The organism is Acinetobacter sp. UBA5984 (assembly GCF_002429925.1).
GTDB lineage: Bacteria > Pseudomonadota > Gammaproteobacteria > Pseudomonadales > Moraxellaceae > Acinetobacter > Acinetobacter variabilis.
This window is the reverse complement of record NZ_DJBE01000007.1, coordinates 1-20541: the sequence shown is the minus strand read 5'-3', so window position 1 is coordinate 20541 and position 20541 is coordinate 1. Positions and strand designations below refer to the sequence as shown.

Here is a 20541-nt window from a genome sequence, read left to right as displayed (position 1 = left end):
CACAAGTCCTTTTGGATTACCCTCAGGTGTATGGGGGGAAGGATTTTTTTTATTTCCATTCCCGAATTTATTCATTACTTGTCATCATCCCGAATCGATGATGGATGGCGGTTCAATGCGATAACTTCGATGTTCATATACGGATAGAGCGGCAAGCCCTGTAGCAAGTTGTGCAACTCTTCATTGCTTTCAACCTCAAAAATACTGATGTTCGAATACTGCCCGGTGATACGCCAGATATGACGCCACTTACCCTGACGTTGCAGATCCTGTGAATAGGCTTTTTCGACAGCCTTAATTTCATTGGCCTGTTCAAACGGCATATCTTTTGGAATGTTGACGTCCATTCGTACTTGGAAAAGCATGGGATTCTCCTGGAATTATTGACGACGCAAGTTGTCAATTTTGTTTTCATCCAACTCAATACCCAGACCTGGTCCTTTCGGAATCTCAAGTTCAAAGTTTTGATACTGGAGTGGGGTTTTTAAAATATCTTCAGTCAGTAGCAGGGGGCCAAACAGTTCGGTGCCATAAGCGAGACTTTCAAAAGTCGAGAAGGCATGGGCAGAGGCGATCGTGCCCACCGGGCCTTCCAGCATGGTGCCGCCATACAGATCGATGCCTGCCAGCTGTGCCACTTTTGCAACTTCACAGCCTTCAATCAGGCCACCAGACTGCGCCACTTTGACTGCAAAAACTGATGAGCCATGCTGACGTGCGATCTGATAGGCAGACTGCGGACCCATCAAGGATTCATCCGCCATGATGGCGATATCAAAACGCTGGGTCAGACGTCGCATTGCATCCAGATTGTCAATGGCGCACGGCTGTTCAATCAGATCAATGCCGCCGTCCTGGAGTAACTGAATGCCTTTAATCGCGTCCAGCTCTGACCAAGCACGGTTGACATCAACACGGATCGAAATGTCTTTGCCCAATGCCTGTTTAATGGCAAGCACATGTTCAACATCCTGTTCCACTGGACGAGAACCAATTTTCAGTTTGAAAATATTGTGGCGTTTGGCCGCAATCATTTTCTGAGCTTCAGCAATGTCTTTCTCGGTATTGCCAGATGCCAGTACCCACAGCACTGGTACGCTGTTACGTAAATGTCCACCTAGAATTTCACTCAGTGGCTGGTTCAGACGTTGTGCCTGAATATCCAGTAGCGCAGTTTGAATGGCACATTTGGCAAAACGGTTACCATTAATATTCTTTTTGATGGCTCGTAATGTCTGTGCGACATTCAAACCCGATAATGTTTTCAGAAGCGGTGCAAAGTAAGTCTCAATATTCACTTTGACACTTTCTGGGCTTTCTTCACCGTAGCCTAAACCGCCAATAGTGGTGGCTTCGCCCCAACCCACATAGCCGTCTTCGGTGGTGATTTTGACCAGGACCAGTGTCTGGGTTTGCATGGTTGCGACAGCCATCTTGTGAGGACGGATCGTCGGTATTTGAACCAGCAAGGTTTCAACTGACTTATACATAATTACGCTTCACATTCTTGCTTTAATGTTTTGACTTGATATACCTTAAAAGAATAATTTTAATTGGTCTAAGATCGATTTAGCATTTTTTTATACTTTAAAGGTATGCAGGAATATGGAACTCAGGCATTTGCGTTACTTTGTCGCAGTCGTCGAAGAACAAAGTTTTACCAAGGCGGCAGAAAAACTGTTTATTGCTCAACCACCTTTAAGCAGACAGATACAAAATCTGGAACAGGAACTGGATATTCAGCTCTTTGAAAGAGGTAGCCGACCGCTTAAGACCACAGAAGCAGGTCAATTCTTCTACCAGCATGCGGTTAAACTTTTGTCTAATGCGGAAGAAATCAAATCGATGACCAAGCGGATTGGTATCGCGGATCGCACCATTAGTATTGGTTTTGTTGGCTCGTTATTGTTCGGTTTGCTATCACGTATTGTGTTTTTATTTAAGCAGCAACATCCCCAGCTCAAAATTGAGATGGTTGAAATGAATACTTCAGAGCAGATTCAGGCACTTAAGGAAGGGCGGATTGATGTCGGTTTTGGACGCTTGAGAATTTCAGATCCAGCAGTGAAACGGGTGTTGCTGCGTGAAGAAAGACTCATGGTCGCTGCGCATTCCAGCCATTTTTTTTCGCAACGAGATGGCGTGAACCTGGCTGAACTGGTGGATCAGCCACTCTTTTTATACCCGAATAATGGTAAGGCTAATTTTTCTACCCAGGTGCGCGGTATATTTTCCGAGTATGGACTAGAGCCGAAAAATATCCGTGCAGTCAGTGAATTGCAACTGGCGCTGGGTTTTGTGGCTGCTGGAGAGGGTGTTTGTATCGTGCCGGAAAGTGCCCAGAATATTCGTCTGGCACATTTAAACTTTATCCCTTTATTAGATGAATTTGCGGTCAGTCCGGTCTTTATGGCGATTCGTAACATGGATGAAAGTGAATATATTCGTTATCTGTTTGATGCGGTCTATCAGGTCTATGATCTTGAAGCGATTAAATATGATCGTGCGGTGTTTTAAACAAGATTAAAAACTTTTTAGATGCTATATAAAATAGGTGAAATTATTATTTAATGACTGAATTAAAGTCGTTTTATTTGGATGAATATCATTAAGGCATAGTAAATAAAGCCTTTTCTTGAAGGCAGACTTTATAGGTATAGAAGTATGCCTATTCAGTTTTGGACATTTATGGATATCTTCTGCATTGTGAATCTCATAAATTGAACTTCACAATTAGGAGGTGAAGATGTCTACAAATAAAGTGAATATAAATACGCTGATCGATGAAGCAAAGTTCACACCTTTTCATTGGGGCGTCCTGATCTGGTGTTTGCTGATCATTATTTTTGACGGTTATGACCTGGTGATTTACGGCGTAGCGTTACCGCTACTGATGCAGGAATGGTCACTCAGTGCAGTACAGGCCGGCATGTTAGCCAGCACCGCCTTGTTCGGTATGATGTTCGGAGCCATGAGCTTCGGGACCTTATCGGATAAACTGGGACGTAAAAAAACCATCATGATCTGTGTCGCGATCTTTAGTGGTTTTACGTTTATCGGTGCCTTTGCAACATCACCTGTCGAATTCGGAATTCTACGTTTTCTTGCCGGACTTGGTATTGGTGGTGTGATGCCCAACGTCGTTGCCCTGATGACGGAATACGCACCGAAGCGGATTCGCAGCACGCTGGTTGCTTTAATGTTTAGTGGTTATGCGATCGGCGGCATGACATCTGCCTTACTTGGCGCATGGCTGGTGCCACAGTTTGGCTGGAAAATCATGTTTTTACTTGCGGGTACTCCTTTACTGTTCCTGCCGATACTCTGGAAATATTTACCAGAATCATTGATGTATCTGACTAATAAGCAGCAGACTGCTCAAGCGCAAAGCATTATTCAGAAAATCTCACCAACACAGGTAATTGGATCTGACACCCAGTTTGTTCTGAATGAAGTGCAAAAAGGCGATGAAGCACCTTTAAAAGCATTATTCCAGCAAGGTCGCACATTTAGTACCTTTATGTTCTGGCTGGCGTTTTTTATGTGTCTATTAATGGTTTATGCACTAGGCAGCTGGTTACCAAAACTGATGATTCAAGCCGGATATTCACTGGGTGCGAGCATGATCTTTCTGTTTGCCCTGAATATTGGCGGCATGATCGGGGCTATCGGTGGGGGTTATCTGGCAGACCGTTTCCATATCAAAAAAGTACTGGCCATCATGTTTCTTTGCGGGGCAGCTTCTTTAATCCTGCTCGGTTATAACAGTCCGCAATTCGTGCTTTATAGCTTGATTGCAGTGGCCGGTGCAGCAACCATTGGTTCTCAAATTCTGCTTTATACCTTCGTGGCACAATATTATCCATCGACGGTGCGTTCCACCGGCATGGGTTGGGCTTCCGGAATTGGGCGTATCGGTGCGATCGTTGGACCGGTATTGACAGGTGCTTTACTCACCATGAATTTACCGCATCAAATGAACTTCTTTGCAATTGCGATTCCCGGTTTGATTGCTGCGCTGGCAATTTTCCTGGTGAACTTAAAAATGTCTGTAGAAGGTCAAGCCCTTGCTACACCTGATATTCGTACTGATTCTCTCGCTGAAAAAGCAAGTTAATGGATTAAATATCAATTAATAAAGAAAACAATTCTAATGATAGAGATCGCCATCGTAAGCGGTGGTGATCTGTTGCTAGAATCGAGACGCATAATAAAAAAGTGAGTTTAGGATGAACACGGAACAATTATTTAATAATCAAACAATCACATTAAAACGTACGGTTCTGATGAGCATGATGGCAATGAGTTTAGGGGGCCTTAGCTTGTCTACCCAGGCACAAACTCCAGCTCAGTCCAATCAGCAGGAAATTGAGCAGTTGCGTCAAGAGGTTCAAGCTTTACGTGCCTTGATTGAACAGCAGCAGACTCAGACAGCTGCTGTGACTGCACCTGTAGCGGCAACGCCGGCATCTGCAAATACAGCAGTAGCTCCTACAAGCAAACCTGTGATGAAAATTGCCAGTGGGGCCGAGTTTAATTTATATGGAAATATTCGTGCTGATGCCTCTTATCAGGCTGAAGGCGGTGCAGCGACACGTATGTATAACCAGATTAATGCGGTACCTCTAGGCACAGGTGAACGCAGTGATGAGTTTAAGTCCACGCTTTCAGCCACCCGTTTAGGGATGGATTTTAAAGCGCCCGTGGGTGCTGGGGATAAGGCCTTAAGTGGTAAGGTTGAGGTCGATTTCCTGGGTGGAGCTGGTTTTGATAACCTGCGTATCCGTCATGCCTATATCAGCTATGCTGACTGGTTAATTGGTCAAACCTGGTCAAACTTTGCAACTCCGGACTATATACCTGAGACGGTAGATGCACTGGTTTATGCCGGTGGTTCAATTAAACGGACACCTCAGATTCGTCATACCAGTACTTTGAGTCCAGCGACTAATCTGGTGCTTGCAGTAGAAGATCCGAAAGATGCGACCATTACGGGAATCAAACAGCGTTTACCTGCCTTAACAGCACGCTTAAACCACAAATTTGCGGATAATCTTTCTGTCAGCGCGCGTGCGATGGGGAATGAAAAACGCGTGAATGAAGATGAAAAAACTGCATGGGGTGTAGGTGTAGGCGCGAAATACGAGTTTGTTCCAGGCACCAGCCTTAAGGCAGATTATTATCATGTCAAAGGTGATAGCAGTTTTGTCTCTTACGCCAATCCAGGTGTCGTTACAGCTGCTAATGGAGATCTTCTACAGAGTGAATTCGACTCAATTACAGTCGGTCTAACGCAGCAGTTTAATGATAAATTGCGTGGCACAGTAGGCTATGGTTATATGAATTTCGACCAAGATAATGGATATCTTGCTGCTCCTGGCCTGAATCTAACAGCAGTGAACAAAGACCTTTGGCAGGCTTGGGCCAATGTGTTCTATAATCCTACAAAACCGCTGAGTTTTGGCCTGGAATATGTCTATGGCGAACGTGAAGCATTGGGTGCTGCATCAAATGGCAGTACAAAAGGTGAAGATAACCGAGTGAATGCCGTTGCAATTTACAGTTTCTAAGCTCTAGCGATTTACATAAGAAACTTAAAGCGTGGATGAATTAATCCACGCTTTTTGCATGATTCAGGATCACCTTTGCCAGCACATCGACAACGTTTTCTATCTCAGAGGTCCAGTCAAATGAACAGTTCAGGCGAATATAATTCTGGCTGGTATGTTCCGGTTTAAACAGCAAAGCAGGAGCAATGGCAATATTTTGCTGAATCAGCTGTTCATATAAAACCTGGCCATCCAGCTGTTCCGGCAATTTGATCCAGAGAAAATAGCCACTAGAATAATAATAAATTTCACAGACTGAATCTAAACGCGATTTAAGTTCCTGATAAAACTTTTGCTTATACTTTTCTAGCTGCTGTCTTAAATGGCGCAAATGCTTTTCATAATGATGATGGGACAGAAAATCGACCAGTGCATTTTGTAATAGCGGACTAACAGTCAAAGTACTCATGAGCTGTAAATGCTGGATTGCATCAGAAAATGGGCCAGCGAAAACCCAGCCGACCCGCGCACCCATGCCCAAGGTTTTGGAAAATGAAGAGCAGTGCAATACCCGTTGATGCTGATCAAAATATTTTACGGAAACCGGTTTATGAGCACCGTAATTGAGTTCCTGATAGACATCATCTTCAATCAGATATACCTGATATTCATTCAACAGTTCCGCAATTCTTTGCTTGATCTCTGAATTTACCGTAAAGCCAATCGGATTATGCACATTCAGCATCAGCCAGCAAACTTTGATCGGGTACTGTTTAAGTGCTTGTTCAAATGATTCCAGGTCAAAACCAAACTGTGAATGCTCAGGGATTGTGATGACTTGCAGGCCTAAACGTTCAGCCGCCTGCCAGGCACCATAAAAAATGGTTTGCTGCAGCAGGATAAAATCACCAGGTTGAGTCAAAGCCTGTAAAGACAGATTAAGGGCTTCCAATGCACCAGAAGTAATGACAATGTCATCCGAAGTGCAGTTTATGCCTTGTAACTGATAGCGGTTGGCAATCAGTTGGCGTAATTCCTGATTACCCGGTGGCATATGATTTTGATGGCTATAACTGCTTTTTCTTTTGCTATGCTGCGCCAGAATCTGCATAAACCGGCTGTTATATAACAGTTCAGCATTTGGAAAAGCTGAACCAAAAGGCGCAATATTTGGGGTTTGCAGTGACTTTAAATAATTAAATACCACAGAGTTGATTTTAATTTTGGAATTTAAGCCAATTTGTACCGCAGGTTCTTTGCTGTTATAGGTTTGAGGTCGCTCCGCAATATAGTAGCCAGATTTATCTTTGGCATAGACTAATCCTTGCGATTCAAGCACCTGATAGGCATTAAGCACCGTCATCAGGCTATAGCCGGACAGTTCAGTCTGTTCCCGCAATGAAGGTAATTTGTCATGCGCCTTCCATGCGCCATTTTCAATCATCTGGCGAATATTCTGGGCCAGCTTTTCAGATTTGAACATAAGAAAATAAAATCTAAACTGTACTAGTATAATCAGGATTATATTATGAATAAGTTGTTAAAATATAACAAATGAAGAAAAACAGTGGCTAACTGTTATATTTTTTTTAATGAATATTGTATCTATACAGCTGATTTAGGTCTGCTGATAATAAAGCTCATAACGCCAGACCAACCTATGGGTGATCATATGAATTCAGAAGACAACAAAGCACCAAAATATGCGGATAGCAGTATTTCTGATGCAGCATTCAAGAAGATGATTCTCTGGTTTGCACTTTATGCCGGTTTATTCTGCCTAGGCGTTATCTTTGTAGTAAATGCAGACAAAATTATGATGAGCGGCTTTTAAAATTCTCTCCCTGAACACTATCATCGCCCCAATCTAAATTGGGGCTTTTTTTATGGCACACATTACCAGTTTTATTTTCTGCTTTTTTTCTGCATCCACTTTATGGCTTTGTCACAATTTGATACTCACAAAGTCAGATTTCCTTGCTAGATTCAGACTGTTTGATGATAAAAATGAATACAGGCTTTTCGCCAGCGCATCATACAGAAATAACAACGATATAACAGATGGACAAATAACAAGCATAAAGGAGTGAAGCATGCTCGGAAATATGATGTTCCAGCCCTTACTGATCAGCAGCATGATTGAACATGCCGGCCGTTATCATGCCGATACCGAGATCATTTCTAAAAATACTGATACCAGCATTAAAAAGACCAATTGGGGAGAGATCCGGGAAAACTCGAAACGTTTTGCCAATGTATTACAGCAATTCGGTCTGACACTCGGCGACCGGGTTGCAACCATTGCCTGGAATAATCATCGACATCTAGAATGTTGGTATGCCATTTCGGGAAGTGGACTGGTTTGCCATACCATTAACCCGCGCTTATTTCCGGAACAGCTGGTATTTATTATCAATGATGCTGCCGATCGGGTACTGCTGTTTGATAAAACCTTTGCACCTTTGATTAAAGCCGTCAAACCGTTATTAAAAACTGTAGAACAGTATATCTGTCTGGATGCTGAAGATTCCGCGATTCGTGAAGCCATTCCGGAAGTTCAGTTTTATGATGATTTGCTTGCCCAGCAATCTGCAGAATTTGACTGGCCTGAACTGGATGAAAATACAGCGAGTTCACTGTGTTATACCTCCGGTACGACCGGAAATCCAAAAGGGGTTTTATATAGTCATCGTTCAACAGTATTGCATAGTTACGCCATTATCATGCCGGATTCCCTGAATGTGGCAGCGCGTGACATCATGCTGCCGGTGGTACCAATGTTCCATGTCAATGCCTGGGGAACCCCATATGCCGCTGCCATGGTCGGTTGTACCTTGGTGCTGCCGGGGCCGGGCCTGGATGGAGCCAGTCTGGTCAATCTGATTGATACGTATAAAGTATCTGTAGCTTTAGGCGTTCCAACGATCTGGCAAGGGCTGATTGCGGCTGCCCAGCAAAGTGGTTCAAAACTGGAAAGCCTGAAACGGAATGTGGTCGGTGGTTCTGCCTGCCCACCGGCGATGCTGAAAACCTTTAAAGAGCAGTTTAACTGCGAAACCATTCATGCCTGGGGGATGACTGAAACCAGCCCACTCGGTAGTGCCAATCAGCTAAAAACCAAACACCTTGATCTGGCGGATGAAGAAAAAATGCAGATTCGTCTGTCTCAAGGTCGTCCACCGTTTGGCGTTGATTTACGTTTAACCGATGAAGAAAAAGGAACTCAGGAAATTGCCCGAGATGGTGAAACCATAGGGAATCTACAAATTAAAGGGCACTGGATCATTGATCATTATTTCGGCAAGGAAGAATCTGCACTCACAGCAGATGGCTGGTTTGATACCGGAGATATTGCTACCTTAAATGAAGATGGCTTTATGAAGCTGTGTGATCGCTCCAAAGATCTGATCAAGTCAGGCGGTGAATGGATCTCTTCAGTCGATCTTGAAAATATGGCCATGGGACATCCTGAAATTGCCATGGCTGCCGTGATTGCGGCACAGCATCCTAAATGGGATGAGCGTCCCGTTCTAATTGCAATTAAAAAGCCAGAGAGTCATGTGAGTGAAGCCGAAATTCTGGATTACTATGCGGACAAGGTCGCAAAATGGCAGATCCCGGATCGCGTGATTTTTGTAGATTCTATTCCATTAAGTGGAACCGGCAAGATGCTGAAAAAAGACCTGCGTGAACTTTATGGTTCTATCTTGCTCGAACAGGCCGTAGGTTAAGCTATTTTTTTAAAAGGTAAATTTTTGCCTTTTTAACTCACCCAATATTTAAAACAGAAACTGATCTCTTATATAGAGGTCAGTTTTTTATGTGTTTTTGCTAAAAATATACAGACCAAAAAAGCAATTTATTCAGTTCATACAGTTTTAACAGCACTTTCTGGCTAGGATTGTCTTACAAAAAGCTCAACAATGGTTTTTAAACACATAATTTGACCTACATTGACATGGTGTGAGCTTCAGAATTCTTTATTCTAGACTACATAATAAATAGACAGTTGTACATTAATGCTGTCTGCGGAATAGAGGGGGATAAAAATGACAAGTATGACAACCTACAAGCCGCATTGGATTCGTGAAGATTTCATTGATTTTGTTGGTGAAAAAATCCATCCAACCTGGGCACTCAAAAAAGTCAAAGCATCGATCGTGAATATTCAGGCGGTCAGCCCGGACTTTTTCAAAATCCAGTTACGTCCAAATTATAACTTTAATCGCGGGTCATTTCAGGCCGGTCAAAATATCGCGGTGACTCTGCGTCTGGATGGAGTACGGCATCAACGTCATTATTCTATCGTGACCATTTTAAAAAATGGTGATGTGATTATTGCAGTCAAGCAGCAAGGTAAAGTGTCGCGTGCCCTAATTTTATTGCAACTGGGTGCAGTGGTCGAGCTGTCTCAGCCACAGGGCGAATTTACCTTATTAAACTCTCCTAAACCGATTCTATTTCTGGCATCAGGCAGTGGCATTACAGCAATTTATTCCTTATTGCAAAAAGCAGTCGTGCAGTTTCAGCATCGGATTGACCTGATCTATTTCACCCGTGATGATGCATTTCATGCCGAGATCAAAACCTTGGCGTTGATGCATCCTCATCTGAAATATCATCATTTTAATACAGTCGAGCATAAGCAGCATCTGAGCCAGCAATTGCTAAACAAGCTGGTACCAGATTTTGAACAGCGTGAAATCTATGCCTGTGGTTCCGCGGGAATGATGAAAACTGCACTCAAGATTGCCGATAAACTGGCGGTGAAATCCAGCTTTCATTCTGAATATTTCCAGATTGCAATGGATGAAAAAGCGAAAGCACAGCCTGTACAGTTTTTAAGATCGCAGCAGGAATTCCAGGCAGAATCTAATCTGCTGGAAAGTGCAGAACAGGCGGGTCTTCGTCCAGCGCATGGTTGTCGTATGGGCATTTGTAATACTTGCTCATGTACCAAAGTCAGCGGTTCGGTGAAAAACATGCTGACGGGTGAGATCGACCACGGCAGCAATACTCCAATCAAACTTTGTATTTCACAGGCCGTCAGTCCTGTGGTGATTAATTTATAAGCTATTTTAACCATTACTAAACGAATAAGAAGGTGCTCCCATGAATATGCAAATTGATTTTAAAAAACACAGTAAATCTCAATTTTTAAGCCCGGAACAGGTTGAAGAGTTCGGCGCCAAGGTTGATGCTATCCGCCGTGAAGTAATGGAAGATTTGGGCGAGAAAGACGCAGAATATATTTATAAAATCCGTAATTTTGTACGTTATAGCGAGATTGCTTCCCGCGGCATGTTAATGTTTGCAGGCTGGTTGCCACCAGTATGGTTAGCGGGCACAGGCTTATTGGGTATCTCGAAAATCGTGGAAAATATGGAACTTGGCCATAACGTAATGCACGGCCAGTTCGACTGGATGAATGATCCAAGTTTGAATGGTTCTACTTATGATTGGGATACTATTTCCACTGGGGATGACTGGAAATACACCCATAACTATATTCACCACACTTATACCAATATTGTTGGTATGGATCACGATGTCGGTTATGGTCTGATCCGTGTCAGTGAATCTCAGCCGTGGGAACTACGCTTTATCTGGAATATTCCTTTAACCATTCAGTTGATGGTGTTCTTTGAATGGTATGTGGGTGTACAGCATTTGCATCTGGAAGATGTGATTGCTTATAAAGCCAAAACCTGGAAACAGGTCTGGGAAGAAGCAGCACCTTTACGCAAAAAAATGCGTCGTCAGGTCCTGAAAGATTATGTATTTTTCCCGATTATTGCCGGTCCAAATGCGATTCCAGTATTTACGGGAAATGCGGTTGCCAATGTGATTCGTAGCCTATGGGCGTCTGCGGTGATCTTCAATGGACATTTCACTGAAGATGCAGAAACCTTTGAAATGGACAATACCGACAATGAAACCCGTGCGGAATGGTATCTGCGTCAGATCCGTGGTTCGAGCAACTTCAGTGGGGCGAACTGGTTGCATATTCTGAGTGGTAATTTAAGCCATCAGATTGAGCATCACCTGTTTCCCGATATGCCAGCAAACCGTTATGCCGAAGTAGCACCAAAAATCAAAGCCTTATGTGCCGAGTACGGGATTCACTATAACGAAGCTAGCTTTGTGAAGCAGTTCTCGACTGTATGGGTCAGACTGGCGAAATGCTCACTGCCAAATGAATGGAATCAGCAAATTGCAGAAAAAACTCATGCAGTTAAATCGGTGTTTCGTTACTTTAAATCTAAGCTTGTAAATTAATTTTTTAAGGTTTCTCTATTATCCAGTTTGGTACTCCTCAATAGATTTGGATGGTCTATTGAGGATTTTTTTATCTGTTAAAAAGTGCTCAGTTCACACGAATTTATGAATGAAATATGAAGATGTTTTTCAAAAAATGACGAAGCCGGGACAGATTTACTACGGCTGAAACGCTTCGCGTACAAGCTAAGCGTTTACCTCAAGGAGGTTCTTTTTATAATGGCCGCGTTCTATCATTCAAGCATTCAAGGTCTCAGTTTTGAAATATCTTAAATATTTTTCAGGCATCTCACTGTTATTGCTGTTAACCGCGTGTAATACCCCGGAAACTCCAGCACCAGATTATCAGGGGAACTGGAAAAATACACTGGAAAACCCTAAATTGGAAAATATCCTGGTGATTTCCAAAAATGGTGAAAACTATTTCATTACCAATACCGTTAAAGATAAAGAAAGCGGCAAAACCGACAAGAAAAATCCAATGCCTGCTTCAGTCGCTGATAATGGTCTGCTACAGATTAATTCAGGTACAGGTGTCGTTGATTTCGCGATTGACGAAAAAACTGGCAATCTGGTCGGTTCAGGTTCCGTCTATAAAAAAGCCAAATAATGCTCTAATCTAATCAATTCAGAGATAACACGAAAAATGCCATGATCAGGGAAGATTCATGGCATTTTTTAGTTCACCAATTTTATGAGACCAGCAAAATCTTCTACAAAATAATCTGCCTTGGCTTTGATCAAATCCATTTCATGCGCAGAATACTGGTCGTAAATTGCCACGACATCAATTCCCGCATTGTTGGCAGCTTCCACCCCAATTAAAGAATCTTCAACAATCAGGCAATCTTTAGCTTCAATTTCAAAATGCTGGAGCGCATTTAAATACACTTCTGGATGCGGTTTGATATTCTCAACATTTTCGCGAGTCAAAATAATCGCAAAATCATTATCAAAACTGATTTTCTGATTAATCTTCTGATTATTGTCCTGATAACGCTGCACATTGAATAAGCTGGTGGTAGTCGTAAGTGCCAATTGTATTCCTTGCTGTTTTAAAGCTTGAATCAGCAGCTCAGCTTGAGGTTTGAGTTCAATCACATGATCCAGAAAATGCCTTGAAATACCATAACGGCGATTTTTAACCTCTTCCTTGCTTGGCTTGAAACCATAGAGGTCTTTTAAATAGCCACAATATTCCAGATAGGGATCGGGCATATGTCTAAAGGCTTTCAGTTGCAGATCACGCAGCTGCTGAATCTGATCCAGACCGACTACGATCCCCGACAATTCCTGAATCAGGGCAGCATCGACCTGGTTCCAGATTCCCACTGAATCAATCAAGGTTCCATCCAGGTCAAAACACACCAGCTTTTTATCTTTAAACATGTCACCCCCATTTTTCTTTCACCGCCATTATCCCGTTTTTGGATAGAGATAAAAAGTCCAGTTTGGGTGCATATCTAGATTGCTTTTATCAATAAATTCCTAAAATGAACTTATTTTGAGCATTTTAAGTATTACTCATAATAAAAATCGTAATACCAAATTGGCACGTCATTTGCATTTATCTACACCTCCTAATTTAAATATTTATTTTTTATAAGAAACAACTTGCTGGTTACTTTTTGTTACCTAACTGTTGTATAAGAAAACTTAAAACTATTTAATTTAGTCTTTATTGATCAATTTATAGTCAAAACTATTTCATATCTTTACATCGGTTTATTTAATCTCTTATTTTCCTTAAGGTATTGTCCACTTCTTAACTCATTGAATTATAAAAGGGGAGCAATGCTAGAATTTAAAAATCAAATCGTACACGGCGCAATTTTCGATATGGATGGAACCATGTTTGATACTGAACGTTTGCGCTTTCAAACCTTGCAACAAGCTTCACGTGAGCTGATCGGCGTCGAATTTTCTGAAAACTATTTAATGCAGTGTTTGGGCTTAAGTGCCCGTAGTGCCGAGCAGCTGGCCAAAGAGCGTTATGGACAAGATGTTCCTTATGCCGAGATCCGCCAGCGCGCCGATGTACTGGAACTAGAACATGTACGCAATTATGGTGTTCCAATTAAAAAAGGTTTATTACAGGTGTTGGAACGCCTACGCAAGGCAGGCCTAAAAATGGCTGTGGCGACTTCGAGTCGACGTGCGATCGCAGAAGAATATCTGATCAATGCCAATGTCTATAAATTTTTTGATGTGCTGGTGTGTGGTGATGAGATTAAACAGGGGAAACCTCATCCAGAAATTTTTATCAGCGCAGCCGAAAAAATCAATTTAAGTCCGGCTCAATGCCTGATGTTTGAAGATTCTGAAAATGGCCTGCGATCTGCTTATGATGCAGGTGGTATGACGGTACTTTTCAAAGACATTAAAACACCGAATGAATCGATGCTGGCACAAGCCCAGTATTATTATGAAATGATGGAAGATTTTCTGACAGATCTGAACCAGTTTGTTCCGGTTCTGGAAATGCCAGAACTTGAGACCGCATTTCCGCAAACGCTGAATCAGTTAACGGTCGGGATTCACGGTTTCGGTGCGATTGGTGGTGGTTATTTGGCTCAGGTGTTATCACACTGGGATGGTTATACGCGTCCACGCAAAATTATTGCCTCAACGCGTAATCCACTCTATCAGTCTGCCGTAAATGCGTTTGGCACTTATTGCATTCGTTATGGTCAGAACTCTTTTGACCAGCGTATTGAAAATATGAGTGTAATTGATGCGCATGATCTGGAGCAAATGCAGAACATGTATATTGAATCCAGTCTGGTCGCAGTCTGTGTCCCTGAGGAAGCGCTGGTTTCTGAAGCAGAGGTGATTGCACAGGGTTTATATGCGCGATACTTGGCCTACGAGCAGCAGGAACAGCCGCTGACGCTGTTAATTATCCTAAATAAAATCGGGGCCAAACAGCTGGTGATGCAGCAGATTCTGAGCCGTCTGAAACAGATTACGGATGAACAGACAGCGCAGCACATTATGGATCAGCATTATTTCTGTGACACAGTGGTGAACCGTATGGTCTCCAAACTGTCCGACCAGAAACTGTACCGTCAGCTGCGCATCAAATACAACATGTTCAAGCAGTATCAGCTGGATGAAGATCTGTCCGTAGTGGGTCTGGATGATTCTACAGCCCTGAATGCAGACCAGGAACATCAGGCGGGCTTGTATATTGAAGACCTGCGTCGTAATTTTCAGCCGAGTCATATTCTGCAGTCGATGGATCTGATTCTGTTTAATGCCGAAACGGATATGCCAATCTATGTGGAAAATAACAGTCCATTATTGGCCAAAATGCGCCAGATGATTCTGGTAGATGATATTGCCAATATCCAGCTGATTAAAAACCGATTATGGAATGGTGTACATGCGATGATGGCTTGGTATGCCAGCCTGCGCGGTCATCAGACTATTGGCGTGGCCATGTCAGATCATTCGGTCAGAAAATTTATGCAGCAGGCTTTAGCGCAGGTAAAGCATGGCCTCTGTTATCAGATTCCTAAGCATGCTTCAGATCTGGAACGTCTGGCACAAAGTTTCACTGAATCTTGTGCCTATGCTTATCAGGACCCATGTGCACGTGTAGGACGTGAACCCTTAAGAAAGCTGGAACACAATGAACGGGTTATGGGTTCATTATTGACCTTGCTTAAATATAGCTTGCCATTTGATGTGGTTTTAAAAGGCGCAGTGCTGGGTTATATCTATGCTCTGGAACAGGGTGAATGCGAGCAGCAGGAACTGTTGATGCATTTACAGATCCAGTTAAGACGTATGGCATTAGAGCCGCAGCTATATGAGACCTTGTATGATGAAATGTCACAATTCATCAATCAGACTATCGCCGGAAAACTATCCTTGCAGAAATTCATGCAACTGGATTTACAGCAAGCGCTCAGTTAAATATCAGCAGTAAATAAAAAAGACCCAGAAATTTCTGGGTTTTTATTGGAAGTTTATAAATTTATAATTTATACAGTCGTGGATTCTTGCTGATAAATACAGGATTGGGCAATTTGTCGCTGATCATCTGCGGACAGATCAATATTTTCCCATTTTTCCATCTGCCCCAGTAACCAGATAAAATCGGTGAATTGAGGCTCAACACTTTCACCTGTAAGGTTACGGATAATATTCTGAATTTTATGGAAGTCATAAACGTGTCGAGAAGCTGAACATTCAAACTGGATGATCTGATAATCCATCAGCATGTCCCAAACTTCAGAAAGATCCGTAACATGTTTTAAATCCATCTGGGCTTTTTTTACAGCCGTGACTAAGGCCTCAACAGTCAGTGGATGCAACTCGCCCCATTCCTGAGTTATCGCCAGCACTTTGTCTGCCACTTTAGGAATGACATTCTGACTGGCTGCAACAATCAGGCTATAACCTTCAAGCTTGGCCTGAATATTCCAAGGTTCACCCACACAAAAACCATCAAAAATCTGTGCTGCGATCCCTTTGACCATCAAAGGGGGTGGTGAGGTCTTGAGCAATATATTTTTGGCATATTGCGGATCAGTTAAAGCCAGCCATTCTCTTAAACAGTAATGATGAATGGAGTATTTATAAACATGCGCCAAACCTACCTTGTGTTGCTGCTTTAAGGCACTGACCAGCTTTTGCGACGTGATCTGTTCATTATCTTCAGGCTGAATGCCCAGTGCATAACACAGATCCTGTCTTAAGCTGATAAATGCCTGATTGATACTGAGTACTAATGGAGTCTGCAAAGCGACTTGTAACTGGTCTGCACCCAAAGCAGCCGCGGGAAGCATGGCAGACAGGCAATGGGCTGCATCCAGAAAGCCATAGGCCAGACGGTCGCGTAAGCTGGACCAGGAGGCTTCACGGATCAGATTTACCTTTAAACCCTGTTCAGTAAAATAACCTTGTCGCTCCGCCCAAAGAATAGCAACACAATCAAGCAGTGGAATATAGCCAATATTGAGTTCTGTTTTTTCTATTGTTGTCATTGAATGCTCCTTATTGGCCAGATAACAGTTTTTGTGCATCAAGTAAGCGCCTTGCCATATCGCCAATGGTAATCCGGTGGCTCATGGCATTTTTGCGCAACAGGGCAAATGCTTCTTCTTCGCTCAGTCCATGCAGCTGGATCAGCAGGACTTTGGCTTTATCAATATCCCTGCGATCACTTAATTTTTCCTGAGTTTCCTTCAGGTCATGTAACAGTTTTTTATGTTTCTGAAATTGTTCAATCGATATTTCCAGAATATTTTCCAGTTTGGTCGGATCGATCCCGTCCACAATATATGCCGTGACGCCGGCATCAATGGCATTTCTGATGGTGTCCTTGTTGGAATTTTGGGTAAACAGAACTGTAGGTAATTCATACTGACTCACGCAGCTTTCGATAATATCGCGATGAGGGTGATCCATATTTAACAGAATGACATCGGCATGCAGGCTTTTGATATCAACAATGTTGAGGTCATTCAGAATGACACAGGCCACTACATGAAAATCATGCGCAAGCAAAGAAGCCTGAATAAATTCAGCGCGTTCTGGATCATCATCAATCAGGGCAATTCGTAATTTAGACATGCAAGATTTTTAGCTAGTAAATCGGGGAATATTCCATGAAGACTTATGCAAAAAACATACCATGCAATTTGGTGCAAAAAATTAGGAGATCAGGTTAAAAGTGTCATAAAAATAGTGCAGAAGAACTTAGAAGGCCGAATTAACCTGACTAAAATAAGGCGTTCTTGAAATAAGCGCACTAAAATAAGGAGTTTTAAGGCGAATAAGAATATAAAAATATTGGAATAATAATTGCTTGTTTTTAATCCACTATAAAATAAAAAGGTGGAATAGACATGAAATTACAACTTATACCATCACTGCTAGTAATAGGAACTCTTTTGATGGCGGGTAATGTGATGGCAGAAGATGGTGGTTTACGTTTTACCGAGAAAACTCTGGCCAAAGTGGCAGAAATGAAAACCAAGAAAAAACCAGCCGACACCCAGCAAGCTGCACCATTACAAGCGCAAGTAATTGCAAATGACTCTAAATAATAGCCAGAATACATGAAGAAACTCTCCAGCGGAAGGGTTTCTTTTTTGGGCTGAAATCTATAAGCCATAGTTCAAAAAATAAGAATTCTATTTTCTAGTTATAACTTAGATTTTGGTTTAGAAACCTGTCTATTAAACTGATCTTGATGAATCAGAATATTGTTTATATCTTCGAAATTTTTAATTTAAATCATTTTTTGCCAACTAAAATAAGATGGTTACAAGAAAAAAATACATATATATAAATTACAAATACTTAATAAGTTAGATATCAGAACTTGTTTGAATCTGTCTGCGATCTTGCAAAGTACTGACAGATTATTTGTATAGAATAAATTAAAAATATTGCCGCACCAGTCAGATATTTTGGCAGAAAATATCTGCTTAATTTTGCGTGCTTCATTTATGCTACAGCTTAAATTTTAAGCCAAGTCCTAAAGCAGATCAGGATCACTTATACAGGATTGTATAAATTCGCCATGAATATGACAAAAATTCCTCTCAAGAAGAATCCACTTAGCCTGATGATATTGTCGGCATTTTCAGGCCATCTTTATGCTGAAACTACGCTAGCGCAGAATAGTGTTCAGCAACTGGACACTATTGTGGTGACCACTGAGCAAAATACAAATTCTCAGAAACAGACTGAGGCGGAACTTGTCAGCGTTTCGGGAGGAACCAACTTTATTTCAGATCAGCAGTTACAACATCAGCGTCTGGGAACCACTGCTGACGTCTTCCGTCTCCAGCCCGGTATTTATGCCCAATCGCCGGGCAATGAAGGAGCCAAAATTTCTATCCGTGGTTCTGGCATTAACCGTACTTCTGGTGCACATGCATCCGGAACTTATGTCATGATCGATGATATTCCCTTTACCGGACCGGGTGGTACGGCTTATGAACTGCTTGAGCCATGGTGGATTGATCATGTTGGGGTGTACCGTGGTGCCAATGGTTTAAAACAGGGCGGATTGTCCTTAGGTGGAACAGTTAACTATAAAAGTAAGACTGGTGTAGAGCAAAATGGCTCTGAATTAAAATATGAAGCGGGTAGCCATGGCTATCAGAAATACCAGTTTAGTACTGGCCGACAAATCGACAAGTTAGATTATTATCTGGCAGTGACGGGTTCGCAGTTTGATGGGATTCAGGATCATGCCGAAAGTGATGGTAAAGGTCTGGCTTTTAATTTGGGCTATCAAATTAGTCCGGATATTGAAACCCGTTTTTATGCCCGTTACCGTGAGAGCAAACATTTAACTCCAGGGCGGATTAAACAGAAAGATCTTAAAAATAACCCTGAAACGGCTGACAGTAATTTTGCAGCTATTGATGCCAAACGGATCCAGCCGGGCAGTACCTGGCTGGCCAATACCACGACATGGAATCTGCAGGATGATGCAAAACTGACCGGTAGTCTGGCTTATCATCATTATCCGCTGGATCTACGTGAAAGTCGTTATCGTACTAATGTCGATTATGAAGATATTACTGCGCGCTTCCAGTATAAAAAGCCTTATCAGTTTCTAGGTCTGGAACATCAGGGGCGTATTGCCTTGCGTAGCACCACTCATCGTCCAGACAGTGGCGTAACTGAAACTTTAAGATTTGACACTCCATCATATCCGGCAGATACCGTTACCCGCCGTTATACCTATCGCGGTTCAGACAACGTCTTGCAATTTGATCAGGAAACTACATTAAATGATCAGTTCAAATTAGATTTGGGACTGGCAGCGGTGTATACCCATCGGGAAAGTGAAGTGACTTATCCTGAGGCGAGTCCTGAAGTCAGTCGTTATGAATGGAATTTTGCACCAAGACTTGGATTGACCTATCAGCCGAATGAGTCTGTGCAATGGTTTGCCAATTTAAGCCGCAGCATTGAACCGGCACATCCTTGGGCGATGGCATGGTCTTCACCATATTATTTTGATAGTGGGGTCGCTTCTGGTCGGGTACGTGCGCCAATCTATTTGGACACGCAAACTGCCAATAGCTTTGAACTGGGCGGACGTGGACAATCAGGCTTTGGAGATTGGGCACTGAGCTACTATTATTCTAAAGTTAAAAATGAACTGTTAACCTCTGAAATGATTAAAGATTATGGGAGTAACTCTCCTCAATCTGAAAGAATTAGTGTAGAAGCAAATGCGACGCCAACGATTCATCAAGGGGTGGAGTTAAGTCTGGATACGCCATTGCATGAATCCCGATATGGTGAACTGCGTCTGCAACAGGCTTATACGCTTAGCGATTTCCAGTATAAAAATGATCCATCGTTTGGTAAAAACCAGTTGCCAGGAATTCCAAAACACCTTTATCAGGCGCAGCTCAGTTATGCCTTGAATAATGGTCTTTATATGGGGCTAAATACTGAATATGCATCGAAGATGGCACATGATTATGCCAATAGCCGCTTCAGTGATGATTATCAGATTTGGGGTATAGATCTGGGATATGCGCCAGAAGATCAGTCATGGAGTGCCTGGGTTAACTTCAAGAACATCACGGATGAAAAATATGCAGCAGTGGTGATTCCAGGTCTTAATGATAATGGGAAAGATGAAGCACGATCTTCACCAGGTGAAGGCTTCTCGACTTATGCAGGTGTGTCGTTTAAATTTTAAAATAATGTCTTGTCCTGAAATAGA

Annotated in this window: 17 protein-coding genes; 11 read left to right on the top strand and 6 right to left on the bottom strand. The window is 42.4% G+C overall.

Going from position 1 to position 20541, the window contains the following annotated elements; translation table 11 throughout:
* Positions 1-74 precede the first annotated feature (74 nt).
* Positions 75-365, bottom strand: coding sequence for a muconolactone Delta-isomerase (gene catC, locus B3J29_RS01805; protein WP_004785640.1), 291 nt, complete (start codon positions 363-365; stop codon positions 75-77).
* 15 nt (positions 366-380) lie between these two features.
* Positions 381-1490: a muconate/chloromuconate family cycloisomerase gene (locus tag B3J29_RS01800; RefSeq protein ID WP_004785642.1), complete on the bottom strand. Its 1110-nt coding sequence runs from the start codon at positions 1488-1490 to the stop codon at positions 381-383.
* A 115-nt stretch (positions 1491-1605) separates the two neighbouring features.
* Between B3J29_RS01800 and B3J29_RS01795 the strand changes: the two genes are divergently transcribed.
* The 3 genes from B3J29_RS01795 to B3J29_RS01785 all read left to right on the top strand — a co-directional run bounded on the left by B3J29_RS01795 (position 1606) and on the right by B3J29_RS01785 (position 5570).
* On the top strand, positions 1606-2517 hold the full coding sequence (locus tag B3J29_RS01795) for a LysR family transcriptional regulator (protein ID WP_004785644.1): 912 nt from the start codon (positions 1606-1608) through the stop codon (positions 2515-2517).
* A gap of 229 nt (positions 2518-2746) precedes the next feature.
* Entirely contained in the window at positions 2747-4117 is a 1371-nt protein-coding gene (locus B3J29_RS01790; RefSeq protein ID WP_004785647.1) for an MFS transporter, read from the top strand.
* A 112-nt stretch (positions 4118-4229) separates the two neighbouring features.
* Positions 4230-5570 carry a DcaP family trimeric outer membrane transporter gene (locus B3J29_RS01785; RefSeq protein ID WP_004785650.1) on the top strand — a complete coding sequence of 447 codons (1341 nt, stop codon included), beginning with the start codon at positions 4230-4232 and terminating at the stop codon, positions 5568-5570.
* Between the two features lie 40 nt (positions 5571-5610).
* On the opposite strand, the gene B3J29_RS01780 is transcribed toward B3J29_RS01785, so the two are convergent.
* Positions 5611-7032: a PLP-dependent aminotransferase family protein gene (locus B3J29_RS01780; protein WP_004785652.1), complete on the bottom strand. Its 1422-nt coding sequence runs from the start codon at positions 7030-7032 to the stop codon at positions 5611-5613.
* A gap of 189 nt (positions 7033-7221) precedes the next feature.
* On the opposite strand from B3J29_RS01780, the gene B3J29_RS01775 reads away from it, so the two are divergent.
* From B3J29_RS01775 to B3J29_RS01755, 5 genes are all read left to right on the top strand, one after another.
* The gene (locus tag B3J29_RS01775; protein ID WP_162835335.1) at positions 7222-7383 is read left to right on the top strand and encodes a hypothetical protein; all 162 of its coding nucleotides are present in this window, start codon (positions 7222-7224) and stop codon (positions 7381-7383) included.
* A 259-nt stretch (positions 7384-7642) separates the two neighbouring features.
* Positions 7643-9280, top strand: a complete 1638-nt coding sequence (locus tag B3J29_RS01770) for a long-chain-fatty-acid--CoA ligase (protein WP_004785656.1) — start codon at positions 7643-7645, stop codon at positions 9278-9280.
* 318 nt (positions 9281-9598) lie between these two features.
* Positions 9599-10621, top strand: a complete 1023-nt coding sequence (locus tag B3J29_RS01765; protein ID WP_004785657.1) for a flavin reductase family protein — start codon at positions 9599-9601, stop codon at positions 10619-10621.
* A gap of 40 nt (positions 10622-10661) precedes the next feature.
* A complete protein-coding gene (locus B3J29_RS01760) occupies positions 10662-11828 on the top strand; it encodes a fatty acid desaturase family protein (protein ID WP_004785658.1) in 1167 nt (388 codons plus the stop codon).
* A 259-nt stretch (positions 11829-12087) separates the two neighbouring features.
* Positions 12088-12438: a hypothetical protein gene (locus tag B3J29_RS01755; RefSeq protein WP_004785660.1), complete on the top strand. Its 351-nt coding sequence runs from the start codon at positions 12088-12090 to the stop codon at positions 12436-12438.
* A gap of 68 nt (positions 12439-12506) precedes the next feature.
* Here B3J29_RS01755 and B3J29_RS01750 read toward each other — a convergent pair whose 3' ends face one another.
* The gene (locus B3J29_RS01750) at positions 12507-13217 is read right to left on the bottom strand and encodes an HAD family hydrolase (protein ID WP_004785662.1); all 711 of its coding nucleotides are present in this window, start codon (positions 13215-13217) and stop codon (positions 12507-12509) included.
* Between the two features lie 405 nt (positions 13218-13622).
* Here B3J29_RS01750 and mtlD point away from each other — a divergent pair, with 405 nt between their 5' ends.
* Positions 13623-15749, top strand: a complete 2127-nt coding sequence (gene mtlD, locus B3J29_RS01745) for a bifunctional mannitol-1-phosphate dehydrogenase/phosphatase (protein ID WP_004785663.1) — start codon at positions 13623-13625, stop codon at positions 15747-15749.
* Positions 15750-15817: 68 nt separating this feature from the next.
* Here the strand turns inward: mtlD and B3J29_RS01740 are convergent, their stop codons facing one another.
* Together B3J29_RS01740 and B3J29_RS01735 are read right to left on the bottom strand one after the other, a co-directional pair.
* A complete protein-coding gene (locus tag B3J29_RS01740) occupies positions 15818-16822 on the bottom strand; it encodes an ABC transporter substrate-binding protein (RefSeq protein WP_004785665.1) in 1005 nt (334 codons plus the stop codon).
* 10 nt (positions 16823-16832) lie between these two features.
* Positions 16833-17411 carry an ANTAR domain-containing response regulator gene (locus tag B3J29_RS01735; protein ID WP_004785667.1) on the bottom strand — a complete coding sequence of 193 codons (579 nt, stop codon included), beginning with the start codon at positions 17409-17411 and terminating at the stop codon, positions 16833-16835.
* A gap of 275 nt (positions 17412-17686) precedes the next feature.
* Here B3J29_RS01735 and B3J29_RS01730 point away from each other — a divergent pair, with 275 nt between their 5' ends.
* Together B3J29_RS01730 and B3J29_RS01725 are read left to right on the top strand one after the other, a co-directional pair.
* Positions 17687-17887: a hypothetical protein gene (locus tag B3J29_RS01730; RefSeq protein WP_152606030.1), complete on the top strand. Its 201-nt coding sequence runs from the start codon at positions 17687-17689 to the stop codon at positions 17885-17887.
* A gap of 479 nt (positions 17888-18366) precedes the next feature.
* Entirely contained in the window at positions 18367-20517 is a 2151-nt protein-coding gene (locus B3J29_RS01725; RefSeq protein WP_004785671.1) for a TonB-dependent receptor family protein, read from the top strand.
* The last annotated feature ends 24 nt before the right edge of the window (positions 20518-20541 follow it).